Source organism: Brevundimonas sp. (genome assembly GCF_003248455.1).
In the GTDB taxonomy this organism is placed as follows: Bacteria; Pseudomonadota; Alphaproteobacteria; order Caulobacterales; family Caulobacteraceae; genus Brevundimonas.
Map to the genome: position 1 here is coordinate 26,644 of NZ_QFNM01000021.1, position 20,933 is coordinate 47,576.

Below are 20,933 nucleotides of genomic sequence, written 5' to 3' on the forward strand. Positions count from 1 at the left end.
GATCAGGCCTTGCCGTCGAAGGCCTGACCGTCGGCCGCAGGGGCCGCGCCATAGGGGTTGGCGGCCTGGCCGCCCGAGCCCTTGGCGGCGACCACCACCATGGCGGGGCGCACGGTGCGGCCGAACAATTCGAAGCCGGACTGCATGGTCTGGATCACCTTGCCGCCAGACACGGTGTCGGACGGCTGTTCCATCATGGCCTGGTGCAGGTGGGGATTGAAGGTTTCGCCCGCCTCGGGGGCCACGCGCTTCAGCCCATTGGTCTCGAACGCCTGCAGCAGCGCCTTCTGCGTCAGCTCCAGCCCGGTGACGAGTCCGGCCGTCGCCCCCTCGGCCTCCTTGGGCGCGGCCATCAAGGCCCGTTCCAGATTGTCGGCGACGCCCAGCAGGTCCTTGGCGAACCGCTGGATGGCGAAGGCGCGGGCGTCGTTCTGCTGCGCCTCGGCGCGGCGCTTCAGATTCTCCATCTCGGCGGCGACGCGCAGGGCGCGGTCCTTCCACTCGTCGCGCTCGGCGATCACGGCGTCCAGCGGGGCCAGGTCGTCGCCGGCATCCTGCGAGGGGCGGGAATCCAGACCATGTTCGGCGTTGGCTTCGGCCGCCTCGGCGTCCAGGGCGTTGATGTCGTCGTTAAGGGGCTTGTCGCTCACGTTTCGTTCCCGTCCAGCATCCGGCCCAGCACCCGGGCGGTATAGTCCACCAACGGAATGACACGGGCGTAGTTCAGTCGCGCGGGCCCGATGACGCCGATGGCGCCCAGAACCCGCTGTCGGCCGCTCATATAGGGCGCCGCGATCACGGCGGAACCCGAAAGTGAAAACAACCGCGTTTCGGCCCCGATGAAGATGCGCACCCCCTGCGCGGCGTCCACCCCGTCCAGCAGGCCGATCAACTGCTCCTTCTGCTCCAGGTCGTCGAACAGGACGCGCACCCGCTCCAGGTCCGCCAGCCCCTCGCGGTCCTGCAGCAGATTGGCGCGGCCGCGCACGATCAGGGCGCGCTCGCGGTCCGGGCCGCCGGACCAGGCGGCCAGGCCGTCCTCGACCAGGCGGGCGGCGGCCTGGTCCAGTTCGCGCCGGGCGGCCTGAAGCTCCTGGGTCATTTCGCGCCGGGCGTCGGCGAAGGGGCGGCCGCGAAGGCGGGCGTTCAGGAAGTTGGAGGCCTCCTGCAGGGTGGACGGCGTGACCCCGGCCGACAGGGCCATGATTCGGTTCTCCACCGTGCCGTCGTCGGCGACGATGACGGCCAGGGCCTGATCCGGGCCCAGGGCCACGAACTCCACATGTTTGACGCCCGCGTCGCGCACGGGGCTGGAGACGACGCCCGCCCCGCCCGCCAGGCCGGACAGCAGGTTGGACGCCTCGTCCAGGGCGGATTCAAGGTTGCGGCCCCGGCCTGCCAGGCGCCCGTCGATCTCGCGCCGTTCCTCGGCGGTCAGGTCGCCGACCTCCAGCAGGCCGTCCACGAACAGGCGCAGGCCCGCATGGGTGGGGATCCGCCCCGCCGAGGTGTGGGGCGCCGCCAGCAGCCCGGCCAGGGCCAGGTCCTGCATGGTGTTGCGGATCGAGGCCGGCGACAGGGCGACCCCGCCCAGCGACAGGGTCCTTGATCCCACCGGCTCGCCGGTCTCCAGATAGCTCTCGACGATGCGCCGGAAGATGTCGCGCGCGCGCGCGTCCAGACCGGCCAGGCCCGCGAGGGATTGGCCGGCGTCCAGCGGCGGGTTTTTCGGGGCATACAGGCTCACGGTTTCAGGATAAGCACCGCCGCGACCGCTTCCAAGGCCCGACCGACAGGGATCATTTCTCATGCGCCATTCGCAACGCACCGACGACCAGCTGCGTCCCGTGACCATCGAGACCGGCGTCAACCGCTATGCGGAGGGGTCGTGCCTGATCGCGTTCGGCAACACCAAGGTCCTGGTGACGGCCTCGGTCGAGGAGAGCATTCCCGGCTGGATGCGCGGCAAGAGCCAGGGCTGGGTCACGGCCGAATACGGCATGCTGCCGCGCGCCACCCATACGCGCGGACGCCGCGAAGCCGCGGCGGGCAAGCAGTCGGGCCGCACACAGGAGATCCAGCGGCTGATCGGCCGGTCCCTGCGCGCCGTCATCGACCTGAAGGCCCTGGGCGAGCGTCAGGTGGTGCTGGACTGCGACGTGATCCAGGCCGACGGCGGCACCCGCACCGCCTCGATCACCGGCGCCTGGGTCGCCATGGCCTCGGCCCTGAACCATCTGCGCGACGAGGGGGTGCTGAAATCCGATCCGATCCTGGACCAGGTGGCGGCGGTGTCGTGCGGCGTCTGCGACGGCGCGCCGGTGCTGGACCTGGACTATGAGGAGGATTCCGGCGCCGAGGCCGATTCCAACTTCGTCCTGACCGGCGCGGGCCAGATCGTCGAGGTCCAGGCCACAGGCGAGAAGCGCGGCTTCTCGCGCGCCGAGTTCGACCGGCTGTTCGCCCTGGCCGAGATCGGCTGCGCCGAATTGTTCGCCCTGCAAAAGGCGGCGCTGGCGGCGGCGAAGCGATAAGGGGTTTCGCCGGCGCCCGTCTTTGAGGCATCGTGGCGCGTCTCGATTTCCGAACGGAGCGCAGCCCATGCGTCGATCCCCCTGGCTTTCGCTGATCGCCTGCGCGCTGATCGCGGCTGGGTGCCAGCGCGGCGATCCGGCCCCGCCGGCGACCGCCGACGGTTCGGCGGGCCGGAACGACATCATCGAGGCGACGCCGCTGAAGGCCGATGCGCCGGCGCCCGCTCCCCAGGCTCAGACGCCGGCGCCCTCGGCCCAGGCCGAAAAGACCGCCGAGCCTGAAAAGACCGATCCGGTCGAAGAACCGCAGGCCCGCATCCCCGAGGGGCCGGACATGGCGCCGGTCCGCGCGCCGGTCAGCGAGGTCGCCTGTCGCGACGCCATCGGCGCCAGCGCCGCCGCGCGTCTGGTCGAACGCTGCATCAAGGTGAGCCCCGCGACCCGCCCGCCGTGCAACGCCGCCAACCCCTGCGACCTGATCCAGGGCGAGATCGACCGGTCCTGCAGGCTGTGGCGGGGCGACGGAAATCCGCCGGCGGAGTGTCGCAACTAGCGGCTGGTCAGCCCGCCGCCCGCACGGCGCCGGCCACATCGGCCACCACCTGTCTGACCAGGGCCTCGTCGTCGCCCTCGGCCATGACGCGGATCAGCTTTTCGGTGCCCGATGGGCGGACCAGCAGGCGGCCCTGGCCGTTCAGCAGGGTCTCGGCCTCGCCGATCGCGGCCTTGACCGCGTCGGTCTCCAGCGGCTTGTCGGCGGTGAAGCGGACGTTTTCCAGCAGTTGCGGCACGGCGTCGAACTGGCGGGCCAGTTCGCTCATCGGCTTGGCGGATTCGACCAGGACGGCCAGCACCTGCAGCGCCGCCATCAGGCCGTCGCCCGTGGTGGCGTGGTCGTGCAGGATGATGTGGCCCGATTGTTCGCCGCCGATGTTGAAGCCGCCCTCTCGCATCCGCTCCATCACATAGCGGTCGCCGACCTTGGTCCGCTCCAGCGTCAGGCCCTCGGCCTTCAGCCGGCGTTCCAGCCCCAGGTTCGACATGACGGTGGCGACGATCCCGCCCCCGGTCAGGATGCCGCGCCTGGCCCAGTCCAGTCCGACCAGGGCCATGATCTGGTCGCCGTCGACAACCTGGCCCTTTTCGTCGCAGACGATCAGCCGGTCCGCATCTCCGTCCAGGGCGATGCCGATGTCGGCGCGGTAGCGCTTGACGGCCGCCGACAAGGCCTCGGGATGGGTCGAACCGCAGTCGGCGTTGATGTTGGTCCCGTTCGGCTCGACGCCCACGGGGAAGACCTCGGCGCCCAGTTCGAACAGGGTGGTCGGCGCCACCTTGTAGCCCGCGCCATTGGCGCAATCGACGGCGATGCGCAGGCCCTTCAGGCTGAGGCGTTTGGGGAAGGCCTGTTTGGCGATCTCGATATAGCGCGCCTGGGCGTCGTCGATCCGCTTGACCCGGCCCAGCTTGTTCGACGCCGCCAAGCCCTGGTCCAGGCCCTGGTCCATCATCGCTTCGATCTTCAGCTCGATCTCGTCGGACAGTTTGTAGCCGTCGGGCCCGAACAGCTTGATCCCGTTGTCGGCGTAGTCGTTGTGCGAGGCCGAGATCATCACCCCCAGGTCCGCCCGCATCGACCGGGTCAGCATGGCCACGCCCGGCGTCGGCACGGGACCGAAGGTGCGCACATCCATGCCCACCGAGGCGAAGCCGGCGACCAGGGCCGGCTCGATCGTATAGCCCGACAGGCGGGTGTCCTTGCCGATCACCACCAGATGGCGCCGGTCGTCGCTGGTGCGGAACAGCTTGCCGGCGGCCAGACCGACGCGCAGGGCGACCTCGGCCGTCATCGGATAGGTGTTGGCCCGTCCGCGAATGCCGTCCGTGCCGAAATATTTTCTGTCGCCCAAGGCCTGGTCCTTACGTATCGGGTAACGATCCGAAACCCCTTGTTTAATGCGGCCGGATTTAAGATTGCCTAGACGGCCGAAGGGGCAAGAGGTGTGGCTTAGTCCCAGTTCGCCGCCAGTGCAAAGCGGCCTTTTCATTCCCCGAGCGGAGCTTTCGCATGTGCGGCATCATCGGCGTCACGGGAAACGGCCCCGTCGTTCCCCGTCTGATCGACAGTCTGAAGCGGCTGGAATACCGCGGCTATGATTCCGCCGGGGTCGCCGCCGTCGTCGACGGCCATGTTGAACGCCGCCGCGCCCAGGGCAAGATCCGCAATCTGGAGGCCGTCCTGGCCGAGGACCCGATGAAGGCCACGGTCGGCATCGGCCATACCCGCTGGGCCACCCACGGCGCCCCGACCACCGCCAACGCCCACCCGCACAAGGCCGGGCGCGTGACGCTGGTGCACAACGGCATCATCGAGAACTTCGCCGAGCTGAAGGCCGAACTGGCCGCCGAGGGGCACGTCTTCGAAAGCCAGACCGACACCGAGGTGATCGCCCACCTGCTGGACGCTGAACTGAAGACGGGCCGGGCGCCGCTGGATGCGTTCAAGGTCACGCTGGATCGGCTTACCGGCGCCTACGCGCTGGCTGTCCTGATCGACGGCGAGGACGACCTGATCCTGGGCGCGCGTCGAGGCAGCCCGCTGGTCGTCGGCTGGGGCGAGGACGAAATGTATCTGGGATCCGACGCCCTGGCGGTGGGCCCTTTCACCCAGAAGATCTCCTATCTGGAAGAGGGCGACTATGTCGCCGTGACCCGCCGGGGCGCCCGGATGTTCGACATGGCGGGCCAGCCTGTGGAACGGACGGTGGTCCAGGTCTCGGCCTCCTCGGCCCTGGTCGAAAAGGGCGAGTACCGCCATTTCATGGAAAAGGAGATCCACGAACAGCCCGACAGCGTCCAGCACACCCTCTCGGAATATCTGGATCTGGTGACGGGCAGGGCCAAGCCGCAGGGCGTGGACTTCGCCGCCGTCGACCGCATCCAGATCGTGGCCTGCGGCACCGCCTTCTACGCCGGTCAGATCGGCCGCTACGCCTTCGAAAGGCTGGCGGGCCTGCCCTGCGACGTCGAGATCGCGTCGGAGTTCCGCTATCGCTCGCCGGCCGTGTCGCCGCGCACGGTGGCGGTCGCCGTGAGCCAGTCCGGCGAGACGGCCGACACCCTGGCCAGCCTGACCTGGTGCAAGGCGCAAGGGCTGCAAACGGCGGCGGTCGTCAATGTCCATTCCTCGTCCATGGCGCGCGAGGCGGCGGTTCTGTGGCCCACCCACGCCGGACCCGAAATCGGCGTGGCCTCGACCAAGGCCTTCACCGCCCAGGTCGCCGCCCTTCTGGCCCTGGCCGTGGCGGCGGGCGTGGCGCGCGGCCGTATCGACGCGGGCCAAGAGGCCGAACTGGTCAAGGCCCTGTTCGAAAGCCCCCGGCTAATCGCCCAGGCCCTGAGCATGGGCGATGGCGTCCGCGCCGTTGTCCAGGACCTGGCCAAGGCCGACGACGTCCTGTTCCTTGGGCGCGGGGTCATGTTCCCCCTGGCCATGGAGGGCGCGCTGAAGCTGAAGGAGATCAGCTATATCCACGCCGAGGGCTACGCCGCCGGCGAACTGAAGCACGGCCCGATCGCCCTGATCGACGAGGAGACGCCGACCATCGCCCTGGCCCCGCTGGACGAGGTGTTCGAGAAGACCGCCTCGAACCTGCAGGAGGTCGCCGCGCGCGGCGGGCCGGTGATCATGATCGCGCCAGCCGCCGCGCCCGATCCGCACGGCGCCGGCATCCGCCGCATCGACGCCCCGGACTGCCACCCGCTGATCGCGCCGCTGATCTACGCCGTGCCGGTGCAGTTGCTGGCCTATTACACCGCCGTCCAGAAAGGCACCGACGTCGATCAGCCCCGCAACCTGGCCAAATCCGTCACGGTGGAGTGAGGGGGGCAGGGTCGCGGCGACGGCGGCCAAGCCCTCGCGCGGTCACTGAAGCCGTTCCGACAGGTTCCATCCGTCGGGCGGGGCGTCCGAGGCCGAGGCGGTGATGCTGACCACCGTCTCGCCGTCCGCGTCCGTGACGATGACGCTGAAGGCGCGCGTGTCCCAGAAGGACGCCCCGCGGTAGCGCAGGATTTCGCCCAGGACCGCCACCGCCTCCTCGCGCGCGGCGTCCACGCTCTTCAGCTCTTCGCCCTGGTCGTCGCGAACGCAGTCGCCGTTCTGGGTATGGAAAAAGTAACGTGGCAATCGGTCCTCCCGCCTTGAGGTTTGGGAGGAAGCGGCCGGGACGCCGTTTGGTTCAGCGCCCCGGTCGCGCAGAGGCCTGATCGCCCTCAGATTTCCTGGTTGAACGCGCCGATCTCGGGATAGGCGGCCAGGCGCGGCTTGACCTCCTTGCGGAACAGGTCGCGCATGTCGTCCTCGGAGCGCATGCTTTCAACCACCACCACCAGTTCGGGCTTGTTGGACGAGGCGCGCACGAGGACCCAGGAGCCGTCTTCCAGGTGCACCCGCACGCCGTTGACGGTGATGGCCTCGACGATCTTGCGGCCCAGGATTTCGCCGCCGGCGTCGGCCAGATCGGAATACTCCTTCACGATGCGCTCAAGCACCCCGTACTTCAGTTCGTCGTCGCAATGGGGCGACATGGTCAGGCTGGTCCAGGCGTCGGGCAGGGCGGCTTTCAGCTCGCTGAGTTTCTTGCCCGGATTGCGGTCCAGCATGGCCAGGACGGCGCCGGCCGCGACCAGACCGTCGTCGTAGCCGTGGCCCAGGTCGCCGGCCATGAAGAAGTGGCCCGACTTCTCGAACCCGGCCAGGGCGCCCAGTTCGGCGGTCTTGCGCTTGATATAGGAGTGGCCCGTCTTCCAATAGACCACCTGGGCGCCGTTGGCCTTCAGCGTCTCGTCGGTCTTGTAGAGGCCGGTCGATTTCACATCGACGACGAAGGTCGCGTTCGGATGGCCCTTGGACAGATCGCGGGCCAGCATCAGGCCGATCTTGTCGGCGAAAATCTCCTCGCCCGTGTCGTCCACCACGCCGCAGCGGTCGCCGTCGCCGTCGAAGCCCAGGGCCAGGTCGGCGCCCGTCTCCCTCACCCGCTCGGCCATCTGCACCAGCATGGCGTGATCTTCCGGGTTCGGATTGTATTTGGGGAAGGTGTAGTCCAGCTCGGTGTCCATCTCGATCACCTCGACGCCCATGCGGCGCAGGGCCTCGGGCGCGAAGGCGCCGGCCGTGCCGTTGCCGCAGGCGCACACGACCTTCAGCGGGCGCTTGACCTGAACCTTGGAGGCGACGTCGGCGATATAGGTCTCTCGGAAATCGTCGATGCGCACCAGCTTGCCACCGTCGCGCGCGACGCCCTCGCCGTTCAGCACGATCTCCTTCAACCGGCCCATCTCCTCAGGGCCGAAGGTCAGGGGCTTGTCGGCGCCCATCTTCACCCCGGTCCAGCCGTTCTCGTTATGGCTGGCCGTGACCATGGCGACGCAGGGGGCGTCCAGTTCGAACTGGCCGAAGTAGGCCATGGGCGACAGGGACAGCCCCACGTCCAGAACCTCCATCCCGCCCTGCATCAGGCCGATGATCAGCGCCTGTTTGACGCTGAGGCTGTAGCCGCGGAAGTCGTGACCTACCACGATCTTCGGCTGGACCCCGATCTCGTGGACATAGGTCGCCAGCCCCAGGCCCAGGGCCTGGACGCCCAGAAGATTGATCTCCTTCTCCAGAATCCAGCGCGCATCGTACTCGCGAAAGCCCGTCGGCTTGACCAACGCCTGGGTCTCATAGGCGGCGGTGTTGGGCGTCAGATCCTGGCGGGGCTTGAGCATGGGGTGTCCTTTGTAGGGAGTCGCGCTAGAGTTGTCGTCGCCCTTATCAGGCTGCGGCGCGTTTGCGAATGCGGGCGATGCGGCGCAGACGGCGCCAGAAGCGGCCGCGTTCCGGTTCGGGATAGGGTTGCAGGTTTTCGACGAACTGCTCGGCCGAGGCGCGCCAGCTGAACTTCTCCGCATAGGCGCGCACCGCCTGGCGATCCAGGTCCAGGCACGCCAGGCAGGCGGTCTTCAGATCCTTGTCGATCGCCCCGGCGTTCGAACCGGGGATGATGTCGATGGGACCGTGGGCCGGGTAGGCGGCGACGGGCGTGCCGGTGGCCATGGCCTCCAGGATCACCAGGCCGAAGGTGTCGGTCCAGCTGGGGAAGACGAAGACGTCGGCGTCGCGGAAGCAGCGGGCCAGATCGTCGCCGAACTTGGCGCCCAGGAATTTGGCCTCGGGGTATTTCTCCTGCAGCTCGGCGCGCGCCGGGCCGTCGCCGACGACGATCTTGGTCCCGGGCAGATCCAGTTGCAGGAAGGCCTCGATGTTCTTCTCGACCGCCACCCGGCCGACGTTCAGGAAGAAGGGGCGGGGCCAGTCCTTGCCGCCGAGTTCGTCATAGATAGGTTCGAGATCGGGGTTGAAGACCTTCGTGTCCACGCCGCGCGACCAGGGCGAGACGTTCTTGAACCCATGCTCGACCAGTTCGTCGCGCAGCGTCGGGGTCGCCACCATCAGCCGGCCCGACGGCTTGTGGAACCATTTCATATAGGCGTAGCCGACCTGGACCGGGATCGGGAACCGCGCCGAGACGTATTCGGGAAATTTGGTGTGGTAGCTGGTGGTGAAGGGCAGCTTCCACTCCACGCAGATGCGCCGCGTGGCGATGCCGATCGGACCCTCGGTGGCGATATGCACCGCCTCCGGCTCGAAGGCGCGCAACATCTCCCGTATCTCCTCCTCCGCCCCCAGGGCCAGCCGGATCTCGGGATAGGTCGGGCAGGGAATGGTCTTGAACAGGCTGGGCTCGATGACCTCGACCTCATGCCCCATGGCCCGGCATTCCGCCACGGTGCGGGTCAGGGTGCGGACGACGCCGTTGACCTGAGGTTCCCAGGCGTCGGTGGCCAGAACGATGCGCATTGAGGCGGGCGGACCCTGAGGCGTTAAGTAAGGGCGGAACTTCTAGACCGTTCGAATGACGAAGGCGAGACGGTCGTGGCCGAACCGCCACGCCTTATCCTAGGCGAACGGAAAGAGCAGTGTCTGGCTGAAGCTCTGTCAGCGTTTCCCTGAGTTGCACATAGGCCGCCATGATGTGGTAGAAAGAACTGGCCGGGGCGGGCTCATCGATGAATTTTCCGTTCTCGAGTAGCTTGTCATGCCAGACTCCTTGCGGAGTCAGATATCGCCAGAGTGCTCGCTGAGCCATTGCGGCCTGTTCCAGGCAGACAGTACGTTTTTTCTCGGTGCAGAGCGAAGCCAGTATAAGTGACGCTTTCAGCCACTCGGTCTGGGGCCAGAGTCTAGCGCGCGCGCTTCGCACGCTGCCGTCGATGTTCATGGCGTCTACGGCGATTTGACGCTTAGAATCGATGCCTTTCAGCCCGACCTCATACAGTCGCCAGGCGTCGACCAGCGCAACGAGATCATCTCGTCTGCGGCTGTAACGCGCGAGCAGCCACGCCCATTCGAACTGATGGCCCGGTTCGACCAGCGCGCCATCTTCACCGGTGGCGGGCGACCAGTCCTGCTGAAAGAACTCCCGCAGAGCGCCGGTCTCTTCGTCAATGAAAGATGTTCTGGCCAATGTGACAATGCGGTCGGATAGGGCGGCCCATTCGCCGCCTCCGCCCGCTTCTTCCCAGGCCAGCGCAGCTTCCAGAAGGTGCATATGGGCGTTTGACTGATAGGGGTGGTGACCGCTTTCTTTGACGCCGCCCTTGTAATCGGCGCGGGCGGACAGAAGGTCACGAACGGTTGCTGCTCGCGTCTCAAAGTCGACCTCGCGGGTCCCTGAGGGGACACGGGCTAACGCGAACATAAGGAAGGCCTGATCGTAGACCATCGCTGTCTCATCAAGCGGCGTTCCATCCGGAGCCAAGAGCGTGCGCATCTGACCGTCGGGCTTTAGATAAACTTCTTCGAGGCGAGCAAGACCGGCGTCCACAACCGCGCGCCAGGGCCCACGCCATCCCTGCCGTCCCGCTTCAGCATATACTTGAAGCTGGCGGGTCTGGACCCGAGCGCGCCTTGAGGTCGCGATATGACGGCCATCCAGCGCCAGAACCTCTTCGAAGCCGCCGCTTTCATCCTGCCCCAGGCTCGACCACACCGGCAGGGCGACCTGACGCAGCCAGGCGGTGAGCCGCACTGCGCCAGCCTCCAGCGTTTCGGGAGTGTCTGGGGGGGGGAAGTCCAGGTGCTGCGGGGAAAGTTTGCGCAGCCTTTCGACCACCTTCTTCACGTCCTGACTTTTTTTCAGGTCAGTGACGAGAACCGCATCGGGTTCCACAACGATGCCAACGTCCCTCAAGCCGATGGCCGCAACCATCACGCCGTCACAGGCGCGGACCAGGCAACCTTCGGAATCTTCGAGGATGTGAAGCCCGACATCGCCTTCGCCGGAGGCGTAAACGGAATCCCAGGCTCCAAGATCTGACCACTCGAAGTTGACCGGCAGAACAGACGCGCGATCCGTCTTTTCCATTACGGCATAATCAATGGATATCTTTGGCGCGACCGAAAATTCAGACCCCAAGGTCAGCGCCGGGCCATCGAGCTCGGCTTGAGTCAAGGCGACTTGGACGGCCTCGGCGACTGCGGCGGCGCGCTCTCGAAGCTCTTCGATCAAAATATCGGCGCGCACGATGAAATTCCCGCTATTCCAAAGATACCCCTCGGAAATATATCGACGGGCCGTCTGTTGGTCAGGCTTCTCGACAAAGGCTGACACTTCCGACAAGCCCGAGCCTGCAGGCGCAATATAACCATAGGCGGACGACGGCTCCGTGGGCACGACGCCCAGCGTTACGATGCGGCCTTTCGCCGCTGCGCCCGCTGCGTAGGCCACAGATTGCCTGAAGGCCGTGTCATCGGGAATGTGGTGGTCGGATGCGACAAAAAGATTGATCGCATCCGGTGCGCGCTCAGCAGTCCAAAGGGCAGCCGCAGCCATGGCGGCCGAGGAATCTCGGCCTTCAGGTTCCAGAAGAATGACGGCTGAAATCCCGATCTCTTCCAGCTGATCAAGGATCGCCCTCTTGTGGCCCACGCCGCCAACCACAAGCAGTTCGCCGCCGTCTTCCGCCAAAGCGGCGACACGGCTGACTGTCTCCTGAAACAGCGACCGATTACCTGCCAAAGGAATGAACTGTTTGGGGAGCGAGGGCCTAGAGGCAGGCCAAAGGCGCGTTCCGGAGCCGCCGCACATGATGACGGGGAAGATGTTGGTCATTGAGCGATGCTGTAAGCTGCTAGTCAGAGGCCCGTCTTAGGTCAGCAGCCTTGTCTCGTCACCCCATTCGCTGATCTCAAGTTGCAGCGAAGGTGACGCGAGCAGCGACGCGGCATCGCCCTAGGGTGCATTTACAACGGCAAAACCGTCGTCGACTTCACCTCTTCCAGCACCGCATAGGTCCGGGTTTCGCGCACCCCCGGCATCCGCACCAGCACGTCGCCCAGAAAGGCCCGATAGGCGTCCATGTCGCCGACGCGGGCCTTGATCAGGTAGTCGAAGCCGCCTGCGACCATGTGACACTCCAGAACCTCGGGCTGGCTGCGGACGGCGGCGGCGAAGGCCTCGAAGACGTCGCCGGTGGTGCGGTCCAAGAGAACCTCCACGAAGATCAACAGGTCGCGGCCGACCTGGGCCGGGTCGATCAGGGCGGCGTAGCCGGTGATGATCCGCTTTTCGCGCAGCCGTTTGACGCGTTCGAAACAGGCGGCGGGGGACAGGTTGCAGCGCCGGGCCAGTTCGGCGTTGGAGATGCGGGCCTCGGCCTGGAGCACGCGCAGGATGCGGCGGTCGACGGCGTCGATGTCGATCATCGGATATCCTGCCTTTACATCGAACGATCTTCGGCCTCGTGTCCTATCATACGAAGCACCTTCAATGAACTCCGGCCTATAGGCGTAATCCACAGGATTTGTCGCCGATGCTCGCCCCCGCCTTCTCGCCCGCCAGCCTGGCCGTCTGGGACGGTCTGGATGCGCACAAGTTCCGCAACGAGCGCGAGGCCGTCGCGGCCAATCTGGCGCGCATTCCGCTGGACGCCGCCGAACGCGCCGCCGTGGTGGACGAGGCCGTCGCCCTGGTCGAACACGCCCGCCGCAGCCAGAAGAAACAGGGGGTGGTCGAAAGCTTCCTGCAGCAGTTCTCGCTGGGCACCCGCGAGGGTCTGGCCTTGATGTGCCTGGCCGAGGCCCTGCTGCGCGTGCCGGACGAGGAGACCCGCGACCGTCTGATCGCCGAGAAGATCGGTTCCGCCGACTGGGCCGCCCATCTGGGCCAGTCCGACAGCCTGTTCGTCAACGCCTCGACCTGGGGTCTGATGCTGACCGGCAAGCTGGTGGACGTGGACGAGGAGGCGCGCACCGACCTGCCCGGCTTCCTGAAACGGATCGCCGGCCGTCTGGGCGAGCCGGTCATCCGCCAGGCCGTGGCCACCGCCGTCAAGATCATGGGCGAGCAGTTCGTGGTCGGCCGCACCATCCAGGCGGCGCTGAAACGGTCGAACAAGGAAGGCTGGCTGTGCAGCTTCGACATGCTGGGCGAGGGCGCCCGGACGATGGCCGACGCCGACCGCTACGAGACCATCTACGCCGACGCCATCGAGGCCGTGGGCAGGACGTCGAAAGGCCAGGGGCCGGACCACGGCCACGGCGTGTCGGTCAAACTGTCGGCCCTGTCGCCCCGCTACGAGGCGACACAGGAGGACGGAGTGTGGGAGACCCTGTATCCCCGCGTCCTGCGCCTGGCCCTTATCGCGGCCCGATACGACATCAACTTCACCATAGACGCCGAGGAGGCGGACCGTCTGGCCCTGTCGCTGAAGCTGCTGGATCGCCTGGCGCACGAACCGTCGCTGGGCGGCTGGACCGGTCTGGGCCTGGCGGTTCAGGCCTATCAGAAGCGGGGGTTGGAAACGATCCAGCGGGTGGCCGACCTGGCCCGCCGCTCGGGCCGCCGGCTGATGGTGCGTCTGGTCAAAGGCGCCTATTGGGACACCGAGATCAAGCGCGCCCAGGTCTTCGGCCGCACCGACTATCCGGTCTTCACCACCAAGGCGGCGACCGACCTGAACTATCTGGTCTGCGCGCGCGCCATGATCGAGGCGTGGCCGGCGATCTACAGCCAGTTCGCCAGCCACAACGCCCACACCCTGGCCGCCGTGCGCCGCATGGCGCGCGATCGGGGCGTCGCGGTCGAACACCAGCGCCTGCACGGCATGGGCGAGGCCCTGTACGACGCGGCCCGTGAAGCCTGGAAAGGCGAGACCGTCATCGTCCGCGCCTACGCCCCGGTCGGCGGGCACGAGGAACTGCTGCCCTATCTGGTGCGACGTCTGTTGGAGAACGGCGCCAACTCCTCCTTCGTCCACGCCCTGCTGGACGAGCGCGTGCCCGCCTCGGCCGTCGCGGCCGATCCCATCTCTCTGGTCGAGCAGGCGCCCGACCGTCACCCCAAGATTCCGGTTCCCAAAGACATGTACGGCGATCGTCAGAACTCCCTCGGCCGCGACTATTCCCAGGCCGCCGACCGCGAACGCCACGCCAAGGCGCTGGGGCTGGTGGACCGCGAAAAACTGACCTCCGGCCCGATCGTCGGCGGCAAGCTGAGGGCCGGGATCGACGCCCAGGCCGTGACCAATCCGTTCGACCGCTCGCAGGTGCTGGGTCATGTGTCGGAGGCCGAGACGGCCGACATCGACGCCGCCGCCCTGGCCGCCGCCAACGCCCATGTCGCCTGGGACCGCCAGGGCGGGGCGAACCGCGCCATCGTCCTGCGCGCCATGGCCGATGCGCTGGAGGCGGACATGGACCGTTTGGTCGCCCTGCTCAGCCGCGAGGCGGGCAAGACCCTGAACGACGGCGTCGCCGAGGTGCGCGAGGCCGCCGACTTCTGCCGCTACTACGCGCTTCTGGCCGAACGCGACTTCTCCGCGCCGGAAACCCTGAAGGGGCCGACCGGCGAGACCAACCAGCTGATCCTGCATGGGCGCGGCGTCTTCGCCTGCATCTCGCCCTGGAACTTCCCGCTGGCCATCTTCACCGGCCAGATCGCCGCCGCATTGGCCGCCGGCAACGCCGTCCTGGCCAAGCCGGCCGAACAGACGCCCCTGATCGCCGCCGAGGCCGTGCGCCTGTATCACAAGGCCGGTCTGAACCCCGACCTGCTGGCCCTGGTTCCCGGACGCGGCGAGACGGTGGGCGCCGCCCTGGTCACGCATCCGGGCATAGACGGCGTCGCCTTCACCGGCGGCACGGACACGGCCGCCGCCATCAACCGCTCGATCGCCGCCCGCCCCGGCGCCATCATCCCCTTCATCGCCGAGACCGGTGGTTTGAACGGCATGTTCATCGACACCACGGCGCTGAAGGAACAGGTGATCGACGACGTGATCCAGTCCGCCTTCGGCTCGGCCGGCCAGCGCTGCTCGGCCCTGCGCGTCCTCTATGTGCCCAAGGACTCCGCCGACGCCCTGATCGAGGGCTTGAAGGGCGCGCTGGCGGCGCAGGTGCTGGGCGATCCCGCCGACCCCAAGACCGACATCGGCCCGGTGATCGACCCCGAATCGCGCCGCGCCCTGGAGGCTCATGTCGAGCGCCTGTCGCGAGAGGCGAAGATCGTCGCCCGCGCCGCCCTGCCGATGGCCTCGGAGAAGGGCGACCTGTTCGCCCCCACCATCGCCGAAATCCCTGCGCCCGACTTCCTGGAGCGCGAGGTCTTCGGCCCCATCCTGCACATCTATCGCTACGCCCCGTCCGACCTGAGATCGGTCGCCGGCGCGCTCGCCGCGCGCGGCTACGGCCTGACCCTGGGCGTCCACAGCCGCATCGAGGCTTTCGCCGCTGAGGTGGTCGACCTGGTCCCGGCGGGCAACGTCTATGTGAACCGCTCGATCACAGGCGCTGTGGTCGGTGTCCAGCCCTTCGGTGGCGAGGGCCTGTCGGGCACCGGGCCCAAGGCGGGTGGGCCGAACAGCCTGATCCGCTATGCGGCGGAGAAGGCGATCAGCGTGAATATTGCCGCTCAGGGCGGGGATCCGGTGCTGCTGAATCTCTAGAGGGGGTTGACGATCCGTCTTCACAATCGTCCAAGGTGCCTTTGACGTACTGCTGGTGACCATGACCTCGATCTGTATTGACGGCTTTAATCTTGCTCTCGCTAAGGGCTCCGGAATCGCGACATACGGCCGAAATCTCTTGGAGAATGCGCGCGCCATAGGCATGGGGACACAGGTTCTCTATGGGCCGTCTGGTGCTAGAAGGCCGCAGAACGTTCTCAACGAGGCCATGCTCGTTGATGCTGAACGTCCCCCCCAGAAGCTGAACCGTAAGCAAAAGGCGCGTCGTTGGAGAGGTACGCTCACGTCGCCGCTTGGTCGATCGCCTTATCCAATCATACCGTCGGGGGAGGTTATTTGGCCGTCGCGTTCAGGCGGGATGCCGGCTGCAGACCGTTTCTGGGCTGTCCAGGATCTGTATTTCCTAGCTAACCGCGCTTTTCAGGCCTACGGGCGATCAACCCCCGTTTCGTTTGCAGCGACATCCGACGCTCCGGCACCCGACATCATGCACTGGACAGCCAATCTGCCGCTCCATGCTAGGGGCGTGGCGAACATCTACACTTTCCACGACCTGATACCGCTGCGTCTTCCTCACACCACGTTGGACGATAAAGCTAACTACATGAAGTTGAGCCGAGAGGTCGCGAGCCGTGCGGATCATATCGCGGTGGTGTCGGAAACCACGCGGCAGGATGTGATACGCCTGCTTGGTGTTGATGAGCGCCAGGTTACAAATACATATCAGGCCGTAAGCATACCGTCCTCCCTTTCTGATCGACCGCAAGCCGAATTAGAGATGGAACTCGAAGGCGTATTCAACTTAGGCTGGAAGGATTATTTCCTTCATTTCGGCGCTATCGAACCCAAGAAGAATCTTGGACGCATCGTTGAAGCTTACTTGGCTTCAGGAACCCGAGCTCCCTTGATAATAATCGGCGGTCGGGCTTGGCTGGATGAAGGCGAAACGGCGTTGCTCGCGCAGGTGAAACGCGACGGCGGGCCCAATGCAGACCGCATCCGACAATACGATTATATGCCGTTCTCTCTGTTGATCAGCTTGGTTCGTGGCGCGAAGGCGACATTATTCCCCTCGCTTTATGAGGGCTTTGGATTGCCTGTTTTGGAATCGATGGCCCTATCGACCGCAGTGCTGACGTCCACCGGCGGGGCGCTGCCGGAAGTCGCTGGGAACGCGGCGCTGATTGTCGATCCTTACGACACACGCGCCATCGCTCGCGGTATTCAGGCGCTCGACGCAGACGCGGACATGCGGCTTAATTTCGAGACCCTCGGAAAGGTTCAGGCCGAGGCGTTCAGCCCGGCCGCCTATCAGCTCAGGCTTCGCGATCTTTACGCGAAGGTTGTGGGTTGAGTATCCGGCCCTTGACCCGGTCTTCTAATAGAGCGCAAACGAGCAAAAGGTCGATCTGCTCGGTCGAGGTTTATCCTAGGTCCACCACGGCAGCGTCATGATCGCTTCTATAAAAAGACATTTCAGGACCGTTCTCGCCTTGCTGATGAGGGAGATCATCACGCGTTTCGGGCGTGAGGGGCTTGGTTTTGTATGGCTGGTGGCTGAGCCGCTTGCCTTCTGTTTCGGCGTGATGGTGCTCTGGAGCTTCACCAAGCCCGCATACGAGCACGGAATCCGCCTCGCGCCATTCGTTATGACGGCCTATATGTCGCTGATTCTGATCCGCCACTTGATTGGCTATTTAGCTGGCGCGCTGCAAGGCAACATGGGGCTGCTCTACCATAGGCAGATTGGTTCATTTCATATCTTCACGGCACGTGTCTTGTTGGAATTTGCAGGCGCTACGATCGCCTATGCGGTCGTTTACGCCTTTTTGCTTGCTGTGGGGCAGGTAAATCCTCCAAGTAACTACCTGTTGCTGTATGAGGGGTGGTTTCTTCTTGCCTTCATATCCACAGGCTTCGCCCTGATCCTTACTGGGTTGGCCATGCGCTTCGATGTGATGGAGCGGTTGATCGGCCTGATTGGTTATTTGATGCTGCCTCTTTCGGGCGTGTTCACGATGGTTGCCTGGCTGCCTGAAGGGTTCCGAAAGGTCCTCCTCGTATTGCCTTTCGTGCATCCGGTCGAGATGATGCGCTCCTCTGTATTTGGCGAATTTGTCAAAACCTATTACGATGTTCCTTATGCGCTGGCTGTTGGCGCAGTTTTCAACATTGTCGGCCTTTTGCTCATCTCAAGCGCTCGACCGCTAATCGAAACCGAATCCTAAACCCCGCTGGGCGAAACCAATGAGCAAAACGAAGATCAATTATGTGGGTCCGATCCCCCAGCTCATCACGTCATCCCCCAAGGAGACGCGCTGGTGGCGTCGCCTGCCGACGGGCTTTTTGGGCGTTGTGGTGGTTCCGACGCTGCTCGTTGCTATCTACTACCTGTTGATTGCGTCGCCGCTTTATGTGTCTGAAGCGCGGTTTGTCGTCCGGCAGGCCAATCAATCGCAGGCGACGTCCCTGGGTTTCGTCTTGCAAGGCGTGGGACTGTCGGCCTCGGCTTCTGACGCCTTTGCTGTACACGAGTACGTGCTGTCTTCGGATGGAATTCAGGAGTTGCGCCAGCGCTTTGATCTTCAGAAGATTCTCGCGCCCCGAGGCGGTGATCCCCTCACGGGGTGGCCCCGGTTTTGGGAGGGTGACTCTGACGAGGGCATGAGAAAGGCTTTCAAGCGATTTGTCGTCACCGGATATGACGCAACGACAGGGATCAGCACCCTGCGTGTCGAGAGTTTTGATCCAAAGATCGCGCAGTCGCTCAATGTCGCCATGCTTGATGGCGGGGAGCGGCTTGTCAACCGAATGAATGCACGCGCGACTGAAGACGCGGTTCGTGACGCCAAGCGAAGCCAGGAAGAGGCGCGGACGCGGCTATCGGAAATCCAGTCTCAACTGGCGGCGTTTCGTAACCGGGAACAATTTATAGATCCTGCTCGCACCGCGACGGAGGGCTCTGCTCTCGTGGGCAACCTTCTTGCGGCGATCGCGACCTTGAAGGCGGAGCGTGCGCAACTCGTCGCCGACGCCCCCCGAAGCCCTCAACTTCCTATGCTGGATTCCCGTATCGCGGCTTACGAAAGTCAGGTCGCCACCGAACGCGCCAAGATCGCAGGGGCGTCAAACTCTCTCGCCAGCAAGATCAGCGGCTACGAGGACCTGTCGCTGCGGCGCGAACTCGCCAACAAAGAACTGGCGGAAGCCACCGCAGGCGTCGTCACGGCCGAACAGGAGGCTAGACGCCAGAAACTTTACCTAGAGCGCATCGTCAGCCCTAGCTACCCTGACAAGCCGACAGAGCCGCGTCGATTCGTTGCGGTTCTTACGGTGTTCTTCTCTACAATGCTGATTTACGGTCTGGGTTGGCTTATATGGGCGGGGGTGCGGGAGCACCGTCAGCTCGGATGACCGATTTGACACCTGGCGAAATAGGGTTGCTGGTCCAGGGGTTGAGTCGTACACATCCGGGCGCGCACAAACCCTTGTTTTCCGATCTAAACCTCTCCTTGCGTCGGGATGGACGGCTGGCTCTTCTTGGTCGCAACGGGCAGGGCAAGTCATCCTTCATACGCATGCTCGGCGGGATCGACCGGCCTACGGAAGGCAGGATTACCTGGAGGATGACTTCGTCTTGGCCCATTGGCTTCGCAGGTGGCTTCCAAGGCTCACTGACGGGCATCGATAATGTGAGATTTTTGGCGCGACTCTACGACAGGGACTTCAAAGACCTGATGGCGAGGGTGGATGATTTTGCTGAACTAGGGAACGCTATGCGGCGGCCTGTGAAGCAGTATTCATCTGGTATGCGGGCCCGGCTGGCTTTTGGGCTGTCCCTCGCGGTCGAGTTCGATTGCTATCTGATTGACGAATTGGTTGCGGTGGGTGACGCACGCTTTCAGCGCAAGTGTCAGGAAGAGTTGTTCCAGAATAGAGCGCATAGGGCGTTTGTAATGGCATCGCACAACACCGACATGGTTGCGAGTTATTGCGATCAGGCGCTGATCATAGAGAGCGGAAAGGCTAAGCTTTTTGACGATGTGCAAGAAGCCGTTGAAGTATACACGTGGTTGAGGGCTGCGTAATTTTCATGGCGTTGCCTAATCATTGCGTTGTGCTGCCGCCGTGCAGGTCTTGGACGGCATGGCGAAATGCAATCGCAAGCCAGGCCACTTTAAAAGGATGGCGCCTGTCCGATGCTTTGAAAGCAGATTCGATAGAAGATCGGCATGACAGCGTTCTCTCCATCTGCACTTCTGTCGAGGCGGCTTTGGACAGGGGGGCAGATGTTTCTGAAATCGTGATACTGCTGGGTTTGCCAGATCTCGATGACGAAGATCATGGTTTTTACAACATCGAATCTATTTCCCGCTGCCTCTGGGACGCTGGTCGACTCGACGAGGTGCGACGGCTTGTACTGCCAACTGAAGAAGGCCGGCTGATAGAGATCGCTCCGGGGCTTGAAGTCGCTTGTCCAGATCAGCCAAAATCCGTCAGTGCGCGATCAGAGGCTGCGGCGGAAGCGCTCGGCCTGCTTATGGGTGAGGCTTCTGCGACGTGGTCGCCAGAACTCTTTAATTACGATGTGCGATCTGTCGACCTAGCGATGTCGGGCCTGCCCTTCGACATCACAGGAAAACCGCGTTTCCTGATCTCTGGACCTTATATCGTCATGCGGCCGGCGACCTGGCAGGCCAAGATCAAGTTTGGATTTGACGAGGGGGCGAGCCGTTCTCGTTTTCGCGTCGATTGGGGCGGCGTAGAGGTTTATGAGGCTCAGGAATTTTCCCCATCCAGGCCTGGGTACTTCGAGATCATCATGGAGCACCGATGGACTGAGGCCGCCCCCAGTGAAGTGCGGCTGGTTCAGTTGGAAGGTGTGTTCGACGGGTACGTAAGTTTCGGCGGGGTTGAAATTACTGAAGTATCAAATCCGGCCTAGGCGGTGTGGACGAAGTGCCTGATCCACAATCGGATTGATGCGGTGAGGATGAAGCCGAGGAAGCTGTCGGCGGTCTTGTCATATCGTGTGGCCAGTCGTCGGCTGTGTTTGAGCTTTGAGAAACAACGCTCGATGCGGTTTCGCAGGGCGTAGATGTGGCCGTCGATGACGGGCTGGATTTTGCGGTTTCGCCTGTGACGTTCCCCCTTCCTGATCCCTCGTTTTGAGTGAGAGTCCGTTTCATCAAGGAGACGGACGTGAAGAAGAGCAGGTTCAACGACGCGCAGATCATCGGCGTGCTGCGCGAGCAGGAGGCCGGGAGCCCGACAGCGGAGGTCTGTCGGCGGCACGGGATCAGCGAGCAGACCTTCTATCGGTGG

18 protein-coding genes and 1 pseudogene are annotated in these 20,933 nt (G+C 64.5%); 10 read left to right on the forward strand and 9 right to left on the reverse strand.

Annotated features, from left to right (window positions below; translation table 11 throughout):
- Window positions 1-2 precede the first annotated feature (2 nt).
- Window positions 3-650, reverse strand: a complete 648-nt coding sequence (grpE, locus tag DI624_RS09305; RefSeq protein WP_291537541.1) for a nucleotide exchange factor GrpE — start codon at window positions 648-650, stop codon at window positions 3-5.
- Complete coding sequence (gene hrcA, locus DI624_RS09310) at window positions 647-1,717, reverse strand: heat-inducible transcriptional repressor HrcA (RefSeq protein ID WP_291537573.1); 1,071 nt, start codon at window positions 1,715-1,717, stop codon at window positions 647-649. Before hrcA ends, grpE begins: the two co-directional genes overlap by 4 nt.
- Before the next feature lie 91 nt (window positions 1,718-1,808).
- On the opposite strand from hrcA, the gene rph reads away from it, so the two are divergent.
- Window positions 1,809-2,534 (forward strand): ribonuclease PH, encoded by a 726-nt coding sequence (gene rph / locus DI624_RS09315; RefSeq protein WP_291537543.1) that lies wholly within the window; start codon window positions 1,809-1,811, stop codon window positions 2,532-2,534.
- 67 nt (window positions 2,535-2,601) lie between these two features.
- Window positions 2,602-3,087, forward strand: coding sequence for a hypothetical protein (locus tag DI624_RS09320; protein WP_291537545.1), 486 nt, complete (start codon window positions 2,602-2,604; stop codon window positions 3,085-3,087).
- A 7-nt stretch (window positions 3,088-3,094) separates the two neighbouring features.
- Here DI624_RS09320 and glmM read toward each other — a convergent pair whose 3' ends face one another.
- Window positions 3,095-4,444 carry a phosphoglucosamine mutase gene (gene glmM / locus DI624_RS09325; RefSeq protein WP_291537546.1) on the reverse strand — a complete coding sequence of 450 codons (1,350 nt, stop codon included), beginning with the start codon at window positions 4,442-4,444 and terminating at the stop codon, window positions 3,095-3,097.
- Window positions 4,445-4,602: 158 nt separating this feature from the next.
- On the opposite strand from glmM, the gene glmS reads away from it, so the two are divergent.
- Entirely contained in the window at window positions 4,603-6,417 is a 1,815-nt protein-coding gene (gene glmS / locus DI624_RS09330; RefSeq protein WP_291537547.1) for a glutamine--fructose-6-phosphate transaminase (isomerizing), read from the forward strand.
- Window positions 6,418-6,459: 42 nt separating this feature from the next.
- Here the strand turns inward: glmS and DI624_RS09335 are convergent, their stop codons facing one another.
- From DI624_RS09335 to DI624_RS09355, 5 genes are all read right to left on the reverse strand, one after another.
- Window positions 6,460-6,723 (reverse strand): hypothetical protein, encoded by a 264-nt coding sequence (locus DI624_RS09335; RefSeq protein ID WP_291537548.1) that lies wholly within the window; start codon window positions 6,721-6,723, stop codon window positions 6,460-6,462.
- A gap of 86 nt (window positions 6,724-6,809) precedes the next feature.
- The gene (locus DI624_RS09340; RefSeq protein ID WP_291537550.1) at window positions 6,810-8,309 is read right to left on the reverse strand and encodes a phosphomannomutase/phosphoglucomutase; all 1,500 of its coding nucleotides are present in this window, start codon (window positions 8,307-8,309) and stop codon (window positions 6,810-6,812) included.
- 46 nt (window positions 8,310-8,355) lie between these two features.
- Window positions 8,356-9,441, reverse strand: coding sequence for a glycosyltransferase family 1 protein (locus DI624_RS09345; RefSeq protein WP_291537553.1), 1,086 nt, complete (start codon window positions 9,439-9,441; stop codon window positions 8,356-8,358).
- Between the two features lie 94 nt (window positions 9,442-9,535).
- Window positions 9,536-11,755, reverse strand: a complete 2,220-nt coding sequence (locus DI624_RS09350; protein ID WP_291537555.1) for an AGE family epimerase/isomerase — start codon at window positions 11,753-11,755, stop codon at window positions 9,536-9,538.
- A 131-nt stretch (window positions 11,756-11,886) separates the two neighbouring features.
- Window positions 11,887-12,348 (reverse strand): Lrp/AsnC ligand binding domain-containing protein, encoded by a 462-nt coding sequence (locus DI624_RS09355; protein ID WP_291537558.1) that lies wholly within the window; start codon window positions 12,346-12,348, stop codon window positions 11,887-11,889.
- A 107-nt stretch (window positions 12,349-12,455) separates the two neighbouring features.
- Between DI624_RS09355 and putA the strand changes: the two genes are divergently transcribed.
- The 6 genes from putA (at window position 12,456) to DI624_RS09385 (ending at window position 20,553) form a co-directional block, all read left to right on the forward strand.
- Window positions 12,456-15,587 carry a bifunctional proline dehydrogenase/L-glutamate gamma-semialdehyde dehydrogenase PutA gene (gene putA, locus DI624_RS09360; RefSeq protein ID WP_291537561.1) on the forward strand — a complete coding sequence of 1,044 codons (3,132 nt, stop codon included), beginning with the start codon at window positions 12,456-12,458 and terminating at the stop codon, window positions 15,585-15,587.
- A 61-nt stretch (window positions 15,588-15,648) separates the two neighbouring features.
- Window positions 15,649-16,962, forward strand: a complete 1,314-nt coding sequence (locus DI624_RS09365; RefSeq protein WP_291537576.1) for a glycosyltransferase family 1 protein — start codon at window positions 15,649-15,651, stop codon at window positions 16,960-16,962.
- Between the two features lie 97 nt (window positions 16,963-17,059).
- Window positions 17,060-17,836 (forward strand): ABC transporter permease, encoded by a 777-nt coding sequence (locus DI624_RS09370; RefSeq protein ID WP_291537563.1) that lies wholly within the window; start codon window positions 17,060-17,062, stop codon window positions 17,834-17,836.
- A 19-nt stretch (window positions 17,837-17,855) separates the two neighbouring features.
- Window positions 17,856-19,022 (forward strand): chain-length determining protein, encoded by a 1,167-nt coding sequence (locus DI624_RS09375; RefSeq protein WP_291537565.1) that lies wholly within the window; start codon window positions 17,856-17,858, stop codon window positions 19,020-19,022.
- A complete protein-coding gene (locus tag DI624_RS09380) occupies window positions 19,019-19,696 on the forward strand; it encodes an ABC transporter ATP-binding protein (RefSeq protein ID WP_291537567.1) in 678 nt (225 codons plus the stop codon). Before DI624_RS09375 ends, DI624_RS09380 begins: the two co-directional genes overlap by 4 nt.
- 5 nt (window positions 19,697-19,701) lie before the next feature.
- A complete protein-coding gene (locus DI624_RS09385; protein WP_291537569.1) occupies window positions 19,702-20,553 on the forward strand; it encodes a hypothetical protein in 852 nt (283 codons plus the stop codon).
- Here the strand turns inward: DI624_RS09385 and DI624_RS09390 are convergent.
- A pseudogene (locus DI624_RS09390) lies at window positions 20,550-20,747 on the reverse strand (transposase); the annotation flags it as partial. The gene DI624_RS09385 and the pseudogene DI624_RS09390 sit on opposite strands and share 4 nt — an antisense overlap.
- A 63-nt stretch (window positions 20,748-20,810) precedes the next feature.
- On the opposite strand from DI624_RS09390, the gene DI624_RS09395 reads away from it, so the two are divergent.
- Window positions 20,811-20,933 (forward strand): transposase (locus DI624_RS09395; protein ID WP_291537579.1); only part of this gene is annotated, 123 nt, incomplete at its 3' end.